15 protein-coding genes are annotated in these 18,687 nt (G+C 68.3%); 10 read left to right on the forward strand and 5 right to left on the reverse strand.

All coding sequences use genetic code 11. From position 1 onward, the window contains the following. Position 1: 1 nt before the first annotated feature. Genes LF41_RS00165 through LF41_RS00185 form a run of 5 tightly spaced genes read left to right on the forward strand, consistent with a single transcriptional unit; the run spans position 2 to position 4,238 of the window. Entirely contained in the window at positions 2-691 is a 690-nt protein-coding gene (locus LF41_RS00165) for an RES family NAD+ phosphorylase (RefSeq protein WP_036164244.1), read from the forward strand. 60 nt (positions 692-751) lie between these two features. Beyond that, positions 752-1,861: an ABC transporter permease gene (locus LF41_RS00170; protein ID WP_036164318.1), complete on the forward strand. Its 1,110-nt coding sequence runs from the start codon at positions 752-754 to the stop codon at positions 1,859-1,861. A 3-nt stretch (positions 1,862-1,864) separates the two neighbouring features. Continuing rightward, complete coding sequence (locus tag LF41_RS00175; protein WP_052115987.1) at positions 1,865-2,668, forward strand: ABC transporter ATP-binding protein; 804 nt, start codon at positions 1,865-1,867, stop codon at positions 2,666-2,668. 11 nt (positions 2,669-2,679) lie between these two features. Next, the gene (locus LF41_RS00180; RefSeq protein WP_036164247.1) at positions 2,680-3,594 is read left to right on the forward strand and encodes an MlaD family protein; all 915 of its coding nucleotides are present in this window, start codon (positions 2,680-2,682) and stop codon (positions 3,592-3,594) included. Then, positions 3,591-4,238, forward strand: coding sequence for an ABC-type transport auxiliary lipoprotein family protein (locus tag LF41_RS00185; protein WP_036164249.1), 648 nt, complete (start codon positions 3,591-3,593; stop codon positions 4,236-4,238). Before LF41_RS00180 ends, LF41_RS00185 begins: the two co-directional genes overlap by 4 nt. On the opposite strand, the gene LF41_RS00190 is transcribed toward LF41_RS00185, so the two are convergent. From LF41_RS00190 to LF41_RS00205, 4 genes are read right to left on the reverse strand one after another with little or no spacing between them, the layout of a single operon-like run. Further along, entirely contained in the window at positions 4,235-5,272 is a 1,038-nt protein-coding gene (locus LF41_RS00190) for an acyltransferase family protein (protein WP_052115988.1), read from the reverse strand. The two genes, LF41_RS00185 and LF41_RS00190, sit on opposite strands and share 4 nt — an antisense overlap. A 2-nt stretch (positions 5,273-5,274) precedes the next feature. Next, complete coding sequence (locus LF41_RS00195; protein ID WP_036164251.1) at positions 5,275-8,043, reverse strand: valine--tRNA ligase; 2,769 nt, start codon at positions 8,041-8,043, stop codon at positions 5,275-5,277. A gap of 4 nt (positions 8,044-8,047) precedes the next feature. Further along, positions 8,048-8,473, reverse strand: coding sequence for a DNA polymerase III subunit chi (locus tag LF41_RS00200; protein WP_036164253.1), 426 nt, complete (start codon positions 8,471-8,473; stop codon positions 8,048-8,050). 1 nt (position 8,474) lies between these two features. After that, the gene (locus tag LF41_RS00205; RefSeq protein ID WP_036164255.1) at positions 8,475-9,953 is read right to left on the reverse strand and encodes a leucyl aminopeptidase; all 1,479 of its coding nucleotides are present in this window, start codon (positions 9,951-9,953) and stop codon (positions 8,475-8,477) included. A gap of 135 nt (positions 9,954-10,088) precedes the next feature. Between LF41_RS00205 and lptF the strand changes: the two genes are divergently transcribed. Further along, positions 10,089-11,177, forward strand: coding sequence for an LPS export ABC transporter permease LptF (gene lptF, locus LF41_RS00210; RefSeq protein ID WP_036164257.1), 1,089 nt, complete (start codon positions 10,089-10,091; stop codon positions 11,175-11,177). After that, entirely contained in the window at positions 11,120-12,274 is a 1,155-nt protein-coding gene (gene lptG / locus LF41_RS00215; protein ID WP_425599455.1) for an LPS export ABC transporter permease LptG, read from the forward strand. Before lptF ends, lptG begins: the two co-directional genes overlap by 58 nt. On the opposite strand, the gene LF41_RS00220 is transcribed toward lptG, so the two are convergent. Further along, complete coding sequence (locus tag LF41_RS00220; protein WP_036164259.1) at positions 12,271-12,732, reverse strand: RDD family protein; 462 nt, start codon at positions 12,730-12,732, stop codon at positions 12,271-12,273. The genes lptG and LF41_RS00220 overlap by 4 nt on opposite strands. 34 nt (positions 12,733-12,766) lie before the next feature. On the opposite strand from LF41_RS00220, the gene xerD reads away from it, so the two are divergent. From xerD to purL, 3 genes are all read left to right on the forward strand, one after another. Beyond that, positions 12,767-13,717: a site-specific tyrosine recombinase XerD gene (gene xerD, locus LF41_RS00225; RefSeq protein ID WP_036164260.1), complete on the forward strand. Its 951-nt coding sequence runs from the start codon at positions 12,767-12,769 to the stop codon at positions 13,715-13,717. Positions 13,718-13,809: 92 nt separating this feature from the next. Then, the gene (locus LF41_RS00230) at positions 13,810-14,682 is read left to right on the forward strand and encodes a DsbC family protein (RefSeq protein ID WP_052115989.1); all 873 of its coding nucleotides are present in this window, start codon (positions 13,810-13,812) and stop codon (positions 14,680-14,682) included. Between the two features lie 41 nt (positions 14,683-14,723). Continuing rightward, positions 14,724-18,641 carry a phosphoribosylformylglycinamidine synthase gene (purL, locus tag LF41_RS00235; RefSeq protein WP_036164261.1) on the forward strand — a complete coding sequence of 1,306 codons (3,918 nt, stop codon included), beginning with the start codon at positions 14,724-14,726 and terminating at the stop codon, positions 18,639-18,641. The last annotated feature ends 46 nt before the right edge of the window (positions 18,642-18,687 follow it).

Raw genomic sequence — 18,687 nt, forward strand, 5'->3', positions numbered from 1 at the left:
CGTGCGGCTGACGCATGTCCAGCTCGCGTGGGAAACCTCGTGCCGGCTCGTGGCCAGCCGGTTCCCCGTCGTCGGCCTGTTCGACGACGTCGCCGACCCCGCCGACCTCGATGTCGTCTTCGCGGTGGAAGCCCTGGGCAATCCGCGCCTGCGGCAGGAAGCGGGCGTGTTGTCGCTGCTGCCGAAGGCGCACCGCGTCAGCGGGCCGGGCACGACACCGATCATGTCGGCGTTCACCCATCTCAATCCCGAGGGCTCGCGGTTTTCCGATGGCACGTGGGGCGTGTACTACGCCGCCAGCGACCTCGACACCGCGGTTTCGGAAGTGAGCCACCATCGCGCACGCTTCCTGGCGCGCACCGCCGAACCGCCGATCGAGATCGACCTGCGCTGCTATCGCGTGCCGGTGCGCGCACGGCTGCTCGACCTGCGCGGGCGCCGCGCGCCGCCGGGCGTGCTCGATCCGTCGGGTTACACCGCCTCGCAACCCTTCGCGCGCGTGCAGCGCGACGCGGGGGAGCTGGGGATCGTCCACGACAGCGTGCGTCGCCGCGCCGGCCAGTGCGTCGCACTGTTCACGCCGAAGGCCACCGTGCCGCCGGCGCAACAGGCCGAGCACGTCACCCTGTGCTGGGACGGCGCGCGCATCAGCGCGTGGTACCGCAAGTCGGACGCAAGGCCGCTGCCGTAAAGGACGCGTCCACGCCCGCGGCTACCGCGCTTCTGTATGCTCCGCGCCAAAGGGGACCCGATGCGCGACGAGAGCCGCCCGCCCAGCCTGGAATCCGACGCCGAGCAGCGCCTGCACCTGCGCGGGAGCTGGACGCTCGCGCACGCCGGTGCCATGGCCGAACAATTGCGCCAGGCCCCCGAGCAGGTCGAACGCGTCGACGCCAACGAGATCGAACACCTCGATTCCGCCGGCGTCCTGTTGCTGCTGCGTTACGCACGCCGCAACGGGCTGGAACTGGAGGACTTCCACTTCCGCGAGGACCACGTTCCGCTGGTGTCCGCCATCGAGGACGTCGCCGACGACCGCCCCAAGAAGAAACGCGAATACGGCGTCAGCGCCGCGCTCGCGCGCCTGGGCTTCGCGGTGCACGACAACTGGAAGGAAATCCTCGCGCTGATCGGCTTCCTCGGCGAGAACCTGATGAAGTTCGGCCGCATGCTCGCGCAGCCGCGGCGCTTCCGGCTCACCGCCACGGTCTACCACATGGAACAGGTCGGCCTCGATGCCGTGCCGCTCGTGTTCCTGCTCTCGTACCTCGTCGGCGCGGTGGTGGCCTTCCTCGGCGCGAACATCCTGCGCGATTTCGGCGCGGAGATTTACGTCGTCGAACTGGTCAACGTCGCGTTCCTGCGCGAGTTCGGCGTGCTGCTCACCGCGATCATCCTCGCCGGCCGCACCGCGAGCGCGTTCACCGCGCAGATCGGCGCGATGAAGAGCCGCGAGGAAGTCGATGCGATCCGCACGCTGGGCATGGACCCGATCGACCTGCTCGTGCTGCCGCGCGTCATCGCGTTGCTGGTGATGCTGCCGTTGCTGACGTTCATCGGGATGATCGCGGGCTTGCTTGGCGGCCTGTCGGTCGGCGCCTTCAGCCTCGACATCCCGCCGCAGGCATACCTCGCGCGGATGGAAGCGACGATGGAAGTGCGGCATTTCCTCGTCGGCCTGTCGAAGGCGCCGCTGTTCGCGCTGGTCATCGGCTTGATCGGCTGCCTGGAAGGCCTGCAGGTCGAAGGCACCGCGCAATCGGTGGGCGAGCGCACCACCTCCAGCGTGGTGCAGACGATCTCGCTCGTGATCGTGATCGACGCGATCATGGCCCTGTGGTTCATGCAGATGGAGATCTGACGCATGGCCATCGACGCCAACGAGCCGATCATCCGCGTGCGCGGGCTGCGCAATACCTTCGGCGAACAGGTCGTGCACGAAAATCTCGACCTCGACGTGCGCCGCGGCGAAATCATCGGCGTGGTCGGCGGTTCGGGTGCGGGCAAATCGGTGCTGATGCGCTCGATCATCGGCCTGCGCCACCCGGATGCGGGGGAGATCCGCGTGCTCGACGTCGACGCCCGCAGCACCGACGAGGACATCCGCAACCGCATCGAGCGCAACACCGGCGTGTTGTTCCAGGACGGCGCGCTGTTCTCCTCCCTCACCGTCGGCGAGAACGTGCAGGTGCCGCTCAAGGAGCAGCACCCCGAATTGCCGGAAACGCTGCGCTACGAGCTCGCGCTGCTCAAGGTCAAGCTCGCCGGCCTGCCCGCCGATGCGATCAACAAGCTGCCCTCGCAACTCTCCGGCGGCATGCGCAAGCGCGCGGGCCTGGCGCGTGCGCTTGCGCTCGACCCGCCACTGCTGTTCCTCGACGAGCCGACCGCGGGCCTGGACCCCATCGGCGCGGCGGCGTTCGACCAATTGATCCTGACGCTGCAGCAGGCGCTCGGCCTGACGGTGTTCCTCATTACGCACGACCTCGACACGCTCTATGCGATCTGTGATCGCGTGGCGGTGCTCGCGGACAAGCGCGTGGTGGTGAACGCGCCCATCGAGGAGGTCGAACGGTTCGACCACCCGTGGGTGCAGGAATATTTCCACGGCCCGCGCGCACGCGCCGCACGCCATCCTGGCGAAGCGGGCGCTGGCACAATGGCCTGAAGGGAGGACCCATGGAAACCAAGGCCAACTACGTCCTGATCGGCGCTTTCACGCTGGCCATCAGCATCTTCGGCCTGCTGTTCGCCCTGTGGGCCGCCAACTGGTCTTCCGAACGCGAGTGGAACAAGTACCGCATCGTCTTCAACGAGGCGGTCACCGGTTTGTTCGAAGGCGGCAGCGTCCGCTACAACGGCATCACCGTCGGCACCATCGACGCGCTGCGCCTGGCGCCCAACGATCCGCGCAAGGTCATCGCCACGGTGCGCATCAACACCAACACGCCAATCAAGACCGACACGCACGCCAAGATCTCGCAGGACGGCCTCACCGGCCCGACCTTCATCCAGCTCAGCGGCGGCAGCCCGAACGCGCCGCTGCTGGTGTCCAACGACAGCGACGTCGTGCCGACCATCGCCACCGAGCCCTCCGCGCTGCAGAACATCGCCGACACCGCGAACCGCCTGGTCGCGCGCATGGACGTGCTGCTCAGCGACGAGAACGTGCGGCGCATTTCCGATTCGCTGGCCAACATCGAAGCGTTGACCGATTCGGTGGCCGCGCAACGCCAGGATCTGGGCGCCTTGATCGTCAATGCGCGCGAGGCCAGCGAACAGTTGAAGACCACGCTCGTCACGACCAACGGCGCCGTCGAGCGCCTGGACCGCGATGTCGTGCGGCAATTGCCCGCGCTGGTCGACAAACTCGATCGCACGCTGACGCAACTGGAGTCGGTCGCGACCAACGCCAACGGCATCGTCGCCGACAATCGAGCGCCGCTCGCCAACGGGATCCAGCAGCTCGGTCCGGCGATGACCGAATTGCGGGGCCTCGTGCGCGATTTGCGCCGCGTCGCCAGCCGCCTCGACGCCAACCCGGCGGGCTACGTGCTCGGCCGCCAGCAACCGAAGGAGTTCGTGCCCGAATGACCACGCCCGTTCGATCGATGCTGGCCGCAACGTTGCTGGCGGCGCTCGCCGGCTGCAGCATCGTGCCGAAGAAGGAGCCGCTGTCGCTGTACGCGCCCGACGCGACGGTGCAGGCCGATCCGGCCTGGCCGCAGGTGAAGTGGGCGCTGCAGATTCCGCGCCCGCATGCGTCCGAATTGCTCGATTCGCCGCGCATCGTCGTGCGCCCCGCCGACGGCGAGTTGCAGGTCTACCACGGTGCGATCTGGGCCGAACCGACGCCGGACCTCGTGCAGGACGCGGTATTGCGTGCGTTCGAAGACAGCGGCCGCATCGGCGGCGTCGCGCGTCGCGGCACCGGCATCAACGGCGACTACGAGCTGATGCTCGACATCCGCCGCTTCGAATCCGACTACGCCGGCGGCGCCACGCCGAACGCGAACGTGGAGATCGTCGCCAAGCTCGTCGCCAATCGCGCGAACGCCGTCGTCGCCACGCGCACGCTGAAGCAGTCCGCGCCGGCCGCGTCGACGAAAGTGGGCGATGTCTCGCGCGCCTTCGATGCCGCGCTGACCGCGGCCGTGACCGACCTCGTGGGTTGGACGCTGGTCGAAGGCGAGAAGTACGACCGCGCGCACCCGGTGCCCGCGTCCGTCAAACGCTAGGGCTTCTTCCGCGCCAGCATCGGCTTTTCGACCAGGTGCCAGGACAGCACCGCGAGTGCGACCGTCCCCGCGCCCGCGGCCGCGATCATCTGCTCCGGCGTGATGCCCGGGACCGTCGCCACCAGCGCCTGCTGGATCGGGAACGCGTAGATGTAGATGCCGTAGGAGTAGTCGCCGAGCTTGTTGAACTGGCGCAGCACGCCGCCCGGCACATAGGCCAGCCACATCACGATGTAGGGCACGGTGAGCGGGTAGATCCAGAAGAACGTCTTCGGCTGCACGATGCCGCCGATGAGCGCGACGCACGCCACGGCGAACAACGTCCCCGACATCGGGATGCGGGCGCGGTAGATCCACATCGCCGCGCCGAGGAAGAAGAAGTAGAACAGGCGGAAGGTGTGCCAGTGCTTGTAGGCGTAGTGGTGCGCGACCCAGAACGACACCAGCATCAACGCCGTGCCGACCACCACGATGCGCGTGAACATGCGCGCCTTGTCGGACTTCACGAAGCTCGCCAGCCACCACACCAGCGCGAGCGTCAGGTAACACCGCAGTTCGAACGGCAGGGTCCACAGCGAACCGTTGACCACCTGCATGTGGTTGTTTTCGAAGACGCCGGGCAGGCTGTACTTCACGCCGGTCAGGATCGTGGAGTTCTTCCAGATGAACTTCCACACCGCCGAATCGCTGAAATACACATCGAGGGGCCGGGTCGTCAGCAACGGGCCCATGACCAGCGCCAGCAACAAGGACATCACGAGCAACGCGGGGAAGATGCGCAATGCGCGCGCCCGCGCGAACGCCCTGAAGTTGTCCAGGCGCATCAGGCTGGCCGTCACCAGGAACCCGCTGGTGACGAAGAACACGTCGACCGCCACGCCGCCGGGCGTGTAACCGAGCCACTGCACCCACGGTTCGAACGCCGGGCTGATCACGATCGCGTAGCTGTGCGACCACAGCACGGCGAAGGCCGCGATGAAGCGGACGAGGTTGAAGTTGTTGTCGCGACCGGTCGCGTATTGCCCGAGCCGCATGGTCAGCCCAGGCGCGCGCGCTGCGCGGACAACGCGTCCCGTTGGGCGGTCCAGTCGGCCAGGCGCTGGCGTTCCTGCTCGACGACGGCGGGCGGTGCGTTCTGTACGAAGGTTTCGCTGGCGAGCTTGTTGGTGGACTTCATCAACTCAGCTTCGACGCGCTTGAGCTCCTTGTCGAGGCGCGTGCGTTCGGCGCCGAGGTCGACCAGTCCTTCCAGCGGAACGAAAAGTCGCATTTCGCCAACAAGGCCTGCGGCCGCGGCGGGCGGTTCGCCCTGCAGCACGTCGATCGACTCGATGCGGTTGAGGAAGCGCAGCTGCGAATCGAAACGCCCCAGGCGCTTGCATTCGGCTTCGCCGCCGCCCTGCACGAGCAGCGAAATCTGCCTGGTCGGCGAGACGCCCAGTTCACTGCGGATGCGACGCAACGCGCTGACCATCGCCTTGAGCCATTCGACGTCGGTTTCGGCGGCCGCGAAATCCCCGGCGTTGTCGCCCGCCTGCGGGTAGGGCTGCAGCGAGATCGTGGGCGCGTCGATGGACAGGCGCGGCGCAACCGAACGCCACAGCGCCTCGGTCACGAACGGCACCAGCGGATGCAGCAGGCGCAGCAGCGTTTCGAGCACGTGCAACAGCGTGCGGCGCGTGCTGTCCGCAGCCTGCGCGTCGTCGCCGGTGAGCGCGGGCTTGGCGAGTTCGACGAACCAATCGCAGAACTCGTTCCACGCGAACTCGTAGAGCGCCTGCGCGAGCAGGTCGAAGCGGTACGACGCGAAATGCGCTGCCGCCTGCGTGGATGCGTTCTCGAGGCGCGCAAGGATCCAGCGCTCGGCATCCGTCGTTGGCGACGGCTTGCCTGCAAACACCTTGCCCTCGGTGTTCATCAACACGAAGCGCGTGGCGTTCCACAGCTTGTTGCAGAAATTCTTGTAGCCCTCGGCGCGGCCGAGGTCGAACTTGATGTCTCGCCCCGGTCCTGCGAGCGCACACATCGTGAAGCGCAACGGATCCGCGCCATGCGCCGCGATGCCGTCGGGGAATTCCTTGCGCGTGGCCTTCTCGATCTTCGGCGCGTCCTTCGGCTTCATCAGGCCGGTGGTGCGCTTGGCGACGAGCGCCTCGAGTTCGATGCCGTCGATGATGTCGATCGGGTCGAGGATGTTGCCCTTCGACTTCGACATCTTCTGGCCGTCCTTGTCGCGGACCAGGCCCGTGATGTAGACGTCGCGGAACGGCACGCGCCCCGTGAAGTGGTCGGTCGCCATGATCATGCGCGCGACCCAGAAGAAGATGATGTCGAAGCCGGTGACCAACACCGACGAGGGCACGTAACGCTCGTATCCGAGCTGCGCCATCTTCTGTTCGTCGGGCCAGCCCATCGTGCTGATCGGCCACAGTTGCGAGGAGAACCACGTCTCCAGCACATCGTTGTCCTGCGTCAGCGCGACGTCGCCACCCAGGCCATGCTTCGCGCGCACGTCGGCTTCGTCGCGGCCGACATAGATCTTCCCGGCGTCGTCGTACCACGCCGGAATGCGGTGGCCCCACCAGAGCTGGCGGCTGATGCACCAATCCTGGATGTTCTCCATCCAATGGCGATAGGTGTTGATCCAGTTGGGCGGCACGAACTGCACGTCGCCCTTCTCGACCAGTTCCATGCCGCGCCTGGCCAGGCCGTCCATCTTCACGAACCACTGGTCCGTCAGGTACGGCTCGATCACCTGGCCCGTGCGGTCGCCGCGCGGCACCTGCAGCTTGTGCGGCCTGGTTTCGACGAGCAGTCCCTGCGCCTCGAGATCGGCGAGCACCTGCTTGCGTGCGATGTAACGGTCGAGGTCGCGATACGCCTCGGGCACGTTGTCGTTGGTGACGGCGTCGGGCGTGAAAATGTTGATCATCGGCAAGCCGTGGCGCTGGCCGACGAGGTAATCGTTGAAATCGTGCGCGGGCGTGACCTTGACCACGCCGGTGCCGAATTCGCGATCGACGTACGCATCCCCGATGATCGGGATCTGCCGATCGGTCAGCGGCAGCTTGACCATCTTGCCGATCAACGATGCGTAGCGTTCGTCTTCCGGGTGCACCATCACCGCGGTGTCGCCGAGCATCGTTTCCGGGCGCGTCGTCGCGACGACGAGCACGCCGCTGCCATCGGCGAGCGGGTAGGTGATCGACCACAGGTGGCCGTCTTCTTCCTCGTTGACCACTTCGAGGTCGGAGATCGCGGTCTTCAGCACCGGATCCCAGTTGACCAGGCGCTGGCCGCGGTAAATCAATCCCTCTTCATGCAGCCGCACGAAGGATTCGACCACCGCGTCGGCGGCCATCGGATCCATCGTGAACATGCTGCGCGACCAATCGCCCGACGTGCCGAGGCGACGCATCTGCTTTTCGATGGTGTGGCCGCTGCGCTCGCGCCACTCCCAGACTTTGTCGATGAAGCCCGCGCGGCCGAGGCCGTCGCGCGTCAGGCCCTCGCGTCCGATGTTGCGCGCGACCACCATTTCCGTCGCGATACCCGCGTGGTCGGTGCCCATCTGCCAGAGCGTGTCGAACCCACGCATGCGGTGATAGCGGATCAGCGCGTCCTGCAGCGTGTGCTGGAACGCGTGGCCCATGTGCAGCGTGCCGGTGACGTTGGGCGGCGGCAGCAGCACGACGTAGGGTTCACCCACGCCGCGCGGCTTGAACGTGCCGGCGCTTTCCCACTCCGTGTAGAGGCGGGATTCGAAGGTCGAGGGGTCGTAGCTGGGGGCGAGGGGGTCGCTCATCGGGTCACATGTCGTGCTTGTTCACATCGAAACCGCGCGCGGCGTACTGCTTCCAGCGCTCGCGCAACGGGCCACGCGCGCTTTCGTCGGCGGGCACCACTTCCAGGACGCGTTCGACCGCGCCGTCCACCGCGCCATCGCGCAGGTTGATGACGATCGGGCGCAGCGCGGCATCGACGTCGGGTGGCGCGATCAACACCGCGGCCTCTTCTTCGTCGGCGTCCTGCCCTGCGATCTGGTGCGGGATGTAGGCGTCGTCGCCCATGTCCCACAGCAGATCGTCGAGCGTCTCGGCTTGCTGCGCGTCGCGCGCGAGGATCAGCGTGAAGATCCCCGCGTCGTGCGCCTTGCGCGCGAGCTCGCACACCAGCCGCAGGGGTTCATCGCGGAACCGCGGCTTCGCGATCAGGTAGAAGTCGGCGCGCGGCACGTCAGGCCGCGCGGTCCAGCAACCACTGCGACAACAGGCCGACCGGACGGCCGGTGGCCATGCCGCGCTTGCCTTCGTCGTTGGCCACGCCGGCGATGTCCAGGTGCGCCCAGCGCTGGCCTTCGGTGAAGCGCGCCAGGAAGCAACCTGCGGTGATCGCGCCGGCCCAGCGGCCGCCGATGTTGTAGACGTCCGCGAAGCTCGACTCGAGCAGCGACTGGTATTCGTCCCACAGCGGCAGGCGCCATGCGCGGTCGAACGTGGTCTCGCCGGCGGCGAGCAGTTCGGCCGACAGGTCGTCGTGCTTGGTCATCAGGCCGCTGGCGTACTTGCCGAGCGCCACGACGCACGCGCCGGTGAGCGTGGCGACATCGACCAGCGCCTGCGGCTCGAAGCGCTGCGCGTAGGTGAGCGCGTCGCACAGGATCAAACGGCCTTCGGCGTCGGTGTTGCCGACTTCGATGGTCTTGCCCGACATCGAGGTGATGACGTCCGACGGGCGATAGCTGTCGCCGTCGGGCATGTTCTCCACCGCCGGCACGATGACCACGAGGTTGATCGGCAACTGCATGCCGACCGCGGCGACGAAGGTGCCCATCACCGTCGCGGCGCCGCACATGTCGTACTTCATTTCCTCGATGCCGCCCTGCGTCTTCAGGTTGATGCCGCCGGTATCGAAGGTGATGCCCTTGCCGACGAGCACGTAGGGCTTGGACGCGCCGCCGTTGTTCCACTTCATGACGACCATGCGCGGGGCGTTGGCCGAACCGCGCGCCACGGCGAGCAGCGAGCCCATGCCGAGCGCGTCCATCGCGTCGCGGTCCAGGATGTCGCTCTCGGCCTGCGGGAAGCGCGCGGTAAATTCCTGCGCCTGCTGCGCGAGATACGCGGGGTTGCAGATGTTCGGGGGCAAATTGCCCAGCTCGCGCGAGAACGCGACGCCCGCGGCGATCGCCTTGCCCTGCGCGAGCGCCTGCGCGTCGTCGCCGGCGATGGCCATCGACTTCAGGCCGGTCTCTTCACGCTTCTTGTTCTTGGCGCCGAGCGTGGCGGTGTAGCGATAGCAGGCGTGCGCGGCGGCGACGACGGCCTGGCGGATGTTCCAGGCGGCATCGCGGTCCTTCACCGGGATCTCGGACAACGTGAAGAGCGCGGAGGCGACCGGGCCGGTGCGCAGCGCGCGCGCGGCGTCGCCGACGGCCTTGAGGTATTGCGCGGTGCCGAACTTGTCGCGCTCGCCGAGGCCGACCACGAGCACGCGCGGCGCCTTCACGCCCGCAAGGTCGTGCAGCAACGCGGTGCGGCCGGTCTTGCCGCTTGCATCGCCACGGGCGATGAGGGACTGGATGCGGCCGTCACTGGCGGCATCGATGGCCTGCGCGGCGGGCGCGAGGCTGCCGTCGGCGAACGCGCCGACGATGACGCAATCGGTGGGCACGCCTGCGGCGGCCGCCGGGTTCAACGTGAATTCGAGGGACATCGCAACGTCTCGGGGGGTATTGGGAGGCAGCCGCGACTTCGGGGCAGCGCCGGTTTCCGTACAATCGCACGGCCTTCATGCCACGCAGCCGGAAATCCGGCGAACGAAGGCGGAATTCTAGAGCAACGAGGCCCGATGCCGAAGCTGGACCGCTATCTCACGCGCGAATTCGCCCAGTCGGTGCTGGCGGCGATCGTGGTCCTCGGCCTAATCAGCCTCGGCGGCGTCTTCGCGGACCTGCTCAGCGAGATCGCCCGCGGGCGCGTGCCCGCCGGGCTGATGCTCTCGCAGCTGGGGCTGCGCGTGATCAACTTCCTGCCGATCCTGCTGCCCCTGTCGCTGATGCTGGGCATCCTGCTGGCCATGGGCCGGCTGTACCGGGATTCGGAAATGCCCGTCCTGGCCTCGGTCGGCGTGGGGCCGAAGCGGTTGCTGCGCCCCTTCCTGTGGGTGGTGGGGCCCGCGGTCGCCGTCGTGGCGCTGTGTTCGCTGTGGCTGGGCCCGGCCGCCCTGCGCATGGGCGAGCGCATGATCTGGGAAGCCAACCGCAACCTCGTGCTCACCGGCCTGGAGCCGGGCCGCTTCATCGCGCTGCCCAACAACGGCGGGGTGATCTACGTCGGCGGCATGTCGCCGGACGGGACGCGTTTCTCGCGCATGTTCGTCCATCGCATCTCGGGCGACCGCGTCGACGTGAGCACGTCGATGACCGGCGCGCTCACGGTCGATGCCGATGGGTCGCGTTACCTGAAGCTGGATGATGGCTTCCGCGTCGAGGGCCCCTCGGGCACCGGGCGCGACTACCGCCTGATGCGCTACGCGAGCAACGAGCTGCGCCTGCCCGACACCGAAGCCAAGCGCGCGAAGGACGATCCGGAACTGTCGACGACGACCGACCTGCTGTCCGATCCGCGCCCCGCGGCGGCCGCGCAGTTGCACTGGCGCATCGCGCCGCCGCTGCTGACGCTCGCCTTCGCGCTGATCGCCGTGCCGCTGTCGCGCAGCGCGCCGCGCCAGGCGCGCTACGGCAGCATCATGATCGCCTTCCTCGGATATCTCGTCGGCATGTTCAGCACCGTACTGGGCCGGCAATGGATCGAGGACGGGCGCCTGCCCGGGATGGTCGGCCTGTGGTGGCTGCTGTTGCCGCTACTCGCCTTCGCCGCGTGGCTGTATTTCCGCGACGGCCGCATGCGCCGCCCGCGCCGGGGGAGCGCCGCATGACGTTCCCGAAGTTGCACGATCTGTATATCGGTCGCGTCGTATTGGGTTCGGTATTGATCACCTGGGCGGTCGTGCTCGGGCTCGATCTGTTGCAGGCGTTCCTGCTCGGCGAATTGAAGGACATCGGACAGGGGCAGTACGGCTTCGTCGAAGCGCTGGTGTATGTCGCGTACACCGCGCCGCGCCGCGCGTACACGTTGTTCCCCACGGCCGCGGTCGTTGGTGCGCTGATGGGCCTGGGGCAACTGGCTGCCACGTCCGAACTCACCGCGCTGCGCGCTGTCGGGCTTTCGCGCCGCCGGTTGAGCGGCGCGGTCGCGCTCGCGCTCGCGGTGTTGACGCTCCTGATGGTGGCGAATGGCGAAACGCTCACGCCATGGGGCCAGCGCAAGGCCGACCAGCTGAAGGCGCAGGCGCGTTCGAACAACGCGATCCTCGCCCAATATGCCGGCGTGTGGGCGCGCGAGGGCGATGTGTTCTTCAACGCGCGCAGTGGCCAGCAACGCACCGCGAACGGCGACCAGTGGCTCGAGTTGGGCAACGTCAGCCTGTACCAGTTCGACGACGAAGGCCGCCTGCAATCCATCGCGCAGGCCGCCATCGCCGAGCACCGCCCGAGCGGCTGGGTGCTGCGCAACGTCACGCGCACGACATTCGGGGCGACGTCGGTCCAACAACAAGTCATCCCGATCGAACGCTGGAAGACGCAGCTCGACGACGCCGCGCTCGCCGCCAGCGTCACGCGTCCGCGCTACCTGCCTTCGCGCGACCTGGCGCAGAGCATCGACTACTTCAAGCGCAACGGCCTGGATGCCGGCGACTTCGAGGAAATCTACTGGGGACGCTGGTTCTACCCGATCAACGTGCTCGCGCTGTGCCTGGCCGCGGTGCCCTTCGCGTTCGGTTCGCTGCGCAGCGGCGGCATGGGAAAGCGGTTGTTCATCGGCATCGTGTTCGCGCTGGGCTTCTGGATGTTGCAGACGCTGTTCGGCAATCTCGCGCAGGCGTTCCACTTCGACGTGCGCATCGCGATGCTGCTGCCGCTGGCGGTGATGTTCGGTGTGTCGGCCGTGTTGTTCCGGCGCCGCAGCGGTTAGCGTTTCGCTTCGCGGATCATGCGCGTCCCGCTGGCGCGGTCGTGCCAGGTGAGGCGGTCGCGGTCGACCCACGCCCACCAGAACCCCAGGCCCGCCGCGCACAACGACAGCGAACCGACGGCATAGCGGATCCACGACGCGCGCCATGACGGCCTGCCGCCATCGGCGCCGACCACGCGCAACCGCCACGGCCGCATGCCGAGCGTCTGCCCGCCGCGGCGCCAGCTCAGGACCGCGTAGAGGCCCGCCATCGTCCAGCACACGCCCCACAGCAGCCATTGCAACGGGCTGAAGGGCGCGATGTTCTGGTGCGCGTCGTGGTGGCCGCCGAACGTGTAGGCCAGCGTGAACGTCAGGGACGCGACGAACCACAGCGCGATCACCGGGAAGGCGTCGTACAGCAGCGCGAACAGGCGCCAGAAGACGAGCGCGCGGGGTTTTTCGGTCACAGGTTCCATCGCGCAAGGATACCGGTCGGATAAGCTCGCCCGCATGCCGTCCTCGCCTTCCCAACGACGCACGCTCGCAATGCAGCGCGGCCCCGTGCCGGATGCGGACGAACGGGCCATCGCCGATTTCCTCGATGCGCTGTGGGCCGAGTCGGGCGTCGCGCAGGCCACGCTCGAGAGCTATCGCACCGACCTGGAGGGCTACGCGCGCTGGCGCGAAGGGCAGGGCGGCGGGCTGCAGGGGGCGGATCGCGCGGCACTGTTCGACTATTTCGCCGAACGCACGCACGCCGGTTACTCGCCGCGCAGCAATTCGCGATTGCTCTCCACGCTGCGCGCCTTCTACGCGCATTGCGTGCGCCGCCACGTGCGCGAGGACGACCCGACCGCGCTGATCGATCCCCCGCGCCTGCCGCGTTCACTGCCGAAGGCGTTGTCCGAAACCGACATCGATTCGCTGCTCAACGCGCCCGACATCACCGATCCCATCGGACTGCGCGACCGCGCGATGTTCGAGCTCATGTACGCCTGCGGGCTACGCGTGAGCGAGTTGTGCAACCTCCCCGCCACCGCGCTCAACTTGCGGCAGGGCGTACTGCGCGTGATGGGCAAGGGCAGCAAGGAGCGCATGGTGCCGCTGGGCGAGGAAGCGCAGCACTGGTTGCAGCGGTATCTGTCCGAATCGCGCCCGCAGATCGCCGGCAAGCGCGCGCGCGCGCCCCTGTTCCTCGAACACAGCGGGCAGCCGCCGACGCGCCAGCGGTTCTGGCAACTGGTGAAGCAATACGCGGCCGCCGCGGGCATCGACCCGCGCCGCATCAGCCCGCACGGGTTGCGCCACAGCTTTGCCACGCACCTGCTCAACCACGGCGCGGACCTGCGCGCGCTGCAGATGCTGCTCGGCCACAGCTCGCTGTCCACGACACAGATCTACACGCTGGTGGCGCGCGAACATCTGCAGAAACTGCACGCCAAACACCATCCGCGCGGGTGAATGCGCCCGGCGATGGGCGAATCGTGACCAGCGGTACTGGCCCTTCAGGCGGCCCGTGCCATGATCGCGCCGCCTTCTTCCAGGATCGTTCGATGATGCGTCTGTCCGCCGGTGTGTTGTGCGTCGCCCTCAGCCTGTCCGCGTGTGCGCAGGACGGGCCCGCGGCCGTCGCCGCCAAGCCCGGCGCCAAGGCCAAGGCCCCCGCGACGACGCCCAAGGCCATCGAACCCTTCATCCGCTCGGGCACGCCCGAGGCGCGGGCGCGCGACGCGATCCGCCGCATCAACGACCAGGTGACCATCGAATGGGTCGGCCCCGCGCCGTTCCCGGGCTTCCGCCAGCTGGTGGTCGGTGGGCAGGTCGTCTACGTCAGCGACGACGGCAAGTACCTCATGCAGGGCCAGGTGTTCGACACGCTGACCGACACCAACATCGGCGATGCGCCGATGAACGCCGTGCGCCGCAAGCTGCTGGCCACCGTGCCGAAGGCCGACCGCATCGTCTTCTCGCCGCCCAACCCCAAGTACACGGTGAGCGTCTTCACCGACGTCGAGTGCGGGTTCTGCCGCAAGTTCCATAGCGAGATCGGCGAGATCAACCGCCAGGGCATCGCGGTGGAATACCTCGCGTTCCCGCGCATGGGCCTGGGCAGCGACGACTTCCGCAAGATGGTGTCGGTGTGGTGCTCGGCCGACCGCCGCCGCGCGCTGACCGACGCCAAGAGCGACCGCGCCGTGAAAAGCGTCGACTGCAAGAACCCGGTCACCATGCAATACGACGTGGGCCGCCGCGCGGGCCTGACCGGCACGCCCATGATCCTCGCGCCCGACGGCACGGCCCTCGGTGGCTACCTGCCCCCGGCCAAGTTGCGCGCCGCGCTGGACCAGCTCGCCGCGGGCAAGGCGGTGGGCCGGTCGACGGCGACCGAACCGGCCTCCGGGCAGGGCGGGGCCGGAAGCCGCTGACCGGGTAGAATGCCGGGCCCGTTCCCACGGTCTGTTCCCAGATGATCGTCCTCGAGGGCCTGCCGGCCCTTTCGCCGTTCCGACGCGAACGGCTCGAAGCGCGCCTCCGGGCGCTGGCCCCCGCGCTGCGCATCGCCGGCGCCTGGTTCACGTACTGGGTGGAACCGGCGAACGGCGACGCCCGCGTCGACCGCGACGCACTCCATCGCATCCTCGAAGCCGGGGACACGCAGGCGACGCGCACCGACGGCGCGGTCTCGCGCTACGTGCTCCCGCGCCTGGGCACCATCTCGCCGTGGGCGAGCAAGGCGACCGAACTGCTGCACGGCGCCAACCTGCCCATCAAGCGCGTCGAACGCGGCCTGCGCCTGGACCTCACCGGTTGGCCGGATGACGCGGCCACGCAATCGGCGCTCGCGCGATTGCTGCACGACCCGATGACGCAATCGCTCGTCGACGACCGCAACGCGGGCGCGGCGATGTTCGCCACCCCGGAGCGCGCACGGCTGGAAGTCGTCCCCGTCTCCACGCTCGACGCCGCCAATGCGCGCCTCGGCCTGGCGCTGGCCTCCGACGAAATCGAATACCTGCGCGATCGCTACACCGAACTCGCCCGCGACCCGCACGACGTCGAACTGATGATGTTCGCGCAGGCCAATTCCGAACATTGCCGGCACAAGATCTTCAACGCGTCGTGGACCATCGATGGCCGCGACATGCAGATCAACGGGCAGACCGCCTCGTTGTTCAAGATGATCAAGCACACGCATGCGCGCACGCCGGCGCATACGTTGTCGGCCTACAGCGACAACGCCGCGGTGATGGCAGGCGCGCCGACCGCGCGCTTCCGCCCCGATCCGCAAACGCACGAATACCGCAGCGAGCCGTCGCAGCCTGGCGCGTTCTGCATCAAGGTGGAAACCCACAATCATCCGACGGCGATCTCGCCGTTCCCGGGCGCCTCCACCGGCGCGGGCGGCGAAATCCGCGACGAAGGCGCCACCGGCCGCGGCGGCCGCCCGAAGGCGGGCCTCGCCGGCTTCTCCGTTTCGCACCTGCGCATTCCGACCTTGCCCCAACCGTGGGAAGCGCCGCGCGCGCTGAACCCGCGCATGGCGCCCGCGCTCGAGATCATGCTGGACGGCCCGCTCGGCGCCGCGGCGTTCAACAACGAATTCGGCCGCCCGAACCTCAACGGCTACTTCCGCACGTTCGAGCTCGGCGAAGGCGACGGCCTGGTCCGCGCGTACGACAAGCCGATCATGCTGGCCGGCGGCCTGGGCGCGATGGACCGTGACATGGTCGCCAAACGCCCGCTTTCGCCCGGCGATGCGGTGATCGTGCTCGGCGGCCCGGCGATGCTGATCGGCCTGGGCGGCGGCGCCGCGAGTTCGGTGGCCTCCGGCGAAAGCGCCGAAGACCTCGACTTCGCCTCCGTGCAGCGCGACAACCCCGAGATGGAACGGCGCGCGCAGGAAGTGATCGACCGCTGCGTGGCGTTGCGCGACGACAACCCGATCCTGTCGGTGCACGACGTGGGTGCGGGCGGTCTGTCGAATGCCATCCCCGAACTCCTGCACGACTCCGGCGTCGGCGGCATCATCGACCTGGCCCGCATCCCGACCGACGATCCGTCGCTCTCGCCGATGCAGTTGTGGTGCAACGAATCGCAGGAACGCTACGTGCTGGGCATCGCGCCCGACCGCGTCGGCGAATTCGCCGCGCTGTGCCTGCGCGAGCGTTGCCCGTTCGCCGTGGTCGGCCACGCGACGGCCGAGGAACGCTTGATCGTCGCGCACGGCGCCACGCTCGAGCATCTGCCGGAAGATCGCGCGATCGATCTGCCGATGGACGTGCTGTTCGGCAAGCCGCCCAAGATGCATCGCGACACCACCACGCCGCCCGCGCCGCGCTGGCCGGAACTGTCGACGAACGCCCTCGACCTCAACGACGCCGGCCTGCGCGTGCTCGCGCATCCGACCGTCGCGTCCAAGTCCTTCCTCATCACCATTGGCGACCGCACCGTCGGCGGCCTCACCGCGCGCGACCAGATGGTCGGCCCGTGGCAGATGCCGGTGGCCGATTGCGCGATCACGCTCGCCGACTACGCCGGATTCGGCGGCGAAGCGATGGCCGTCGGCGAACGCACGCCGCTGGCGCTGCTCGATGCCGCGGCCGCCGCGCGCATGGCGGTGGGCGAGGCGATCACCAACCTGTGCGCCGCGCCGGTGACCGCGCTCGATCGCATCAAGCTCTCCGCCAACTGGATGGCCGCCGCCGGCCACGCGGGCGAAGACGCGAAGTTGTTCGAAGCGGTGCGCGCGGTCGGCATGGAACTCGCGCCCGAAATCGACCTCGCCATTCCGGTCGGCAAGGATTCGTTGTCGATGCAGGCGCAGTGGCATGCCGATGGCGTCGCGCAGAAATCCGTCTCGCCGGTGTCGCTGATCGTCTCGGCGTTCGCGCCGGTCGACGACGTGCGCCTGCAACTCACGCCGCTGCTGGAACGCGAAGCCGACAGCGAGGTGTGGTTGATCGGCCTGGGCGGCGGCAAGCAGCGCCTCGGCGGTTCGATCCTCGCTCAGACGCATCCGGCCGCCGGCGTCGGTGCGTCGGCCGCGCTGCCCGCGTTCGCAGGCCCGGTGCCGGATCTCGACGATCCGCAGCGCCTGCGTGCGTTCTTCGAATTGATCCGCGACGCGCGGCAGGCCGGCCTGTTGCAGGCCTACCACGACCGTTCCGACGGCGGCGCGTTCGCGGCGCTGTGCGAAATGGCGTTCGCCTCGCACCTGGGCCTGGACATCTCGCTCGACAACTGGGGCGAGGATCCGTTCCGCACGCTGTTCAACGAAGAACTCGGCGCGCTCGTGCAGATCCGCGGCGAAGACCGCGCGGAATTCGCAGACCTCGTCGCGCGCCACGGGCTGATCGATTGCGCGCAGCGCATCGCGCGCCCGACGACGGCGCCGACCGTGCGCGTGCTGCGCGAAGGCGCGGTGCTCACCGAATGGCGCTGGGATGCCTTGTTCGATGCATGGTGGTCGGTGACGCACGCGATGCAGCGCCTGCGCGACAACCCCGAATGCGCGGACGAAGAACACGCAATGGCGCGCCGCTTCGACTCCCCGGGGCTGCAGCCGCGCCTGACCTTCGACGTGGCCGACGATGTCGCCGCGCCGTACGTCAACACCGGCGCACGTCCGCGCGTGGCGATCCTGCGCGAGCAGGGCGTCAACAGCCAGGTGGAAACCGCGTACGGCTTCGACCGCGCGGGCTTCGCCGCCATCGACGTGCACATGAGCGATCTCATCGCCGGCCGCGCGTCGCTGGAAGACTTCAGCGGCTTCGTCGCGTGCGGCGGTTTCAGCTACGGCGACGTGCTCGGCGCGGGCCGCGGTTGGGCCACCTCGGTGCTCGAACGCCCGGAGATGCGCGAGGCGTTCGCGAAGTTCTTCGAGCGCGGCGATACCTTCGCGCTCGGCGTGTGCAACGGCTGCCAGATGCTGGCGCAACTCAAGCCGATCATCCCGGGCGCCGAACACTGGCCGCGCTTCCTGCGCAATCGCAGCGAACAATACGAAGCGCGACTGGCGTTGATGGAAGTGGTCGAGTCGCCGTCGCTGTTCCTGCAGGGCATGGCGGGCTCGCGCATCCCGGTGGCGGTGGCGCATGGCGAAGGCCGGGCCGCGTTCGCCAACGACGACGACGCCAAGCGTGCGCTCGTGACGCTGCGTTACGTCGATGCCGAGGGCAAGCCGGCCGTGCTGTATCCGGCCAACCCGAACGGTTCCCCGGACGCCATCGCCGGCCTGACCACCACCGACGGCCGCGTCAGCATCCTGATGCCGCATCCGGAGCGCACGCTGCGCACGGCGAATTACAGCTGGGCGCCGCGCAACTGGGACGACGACGGCCCGTGGCAGCGGATCTTCCGCAACGCGCGCAAATGGTTGGGATGAAACGGAAAGGGCCCGCGCAAGCGGGCCCTTCCACGTTCCGTCGTCG

This window comes from Lysobacter dokdonensis DS-58 (assembly GCF_000770795.1).
GTDB classification, from domain to species: domain Bacteria; phylum Pseudomonadota; class Gammaproteobacteria; order Xanthomonadales; family Xanthomonadaceae; genus Noviluteimonas; species Noviluteimonas dokdonensis.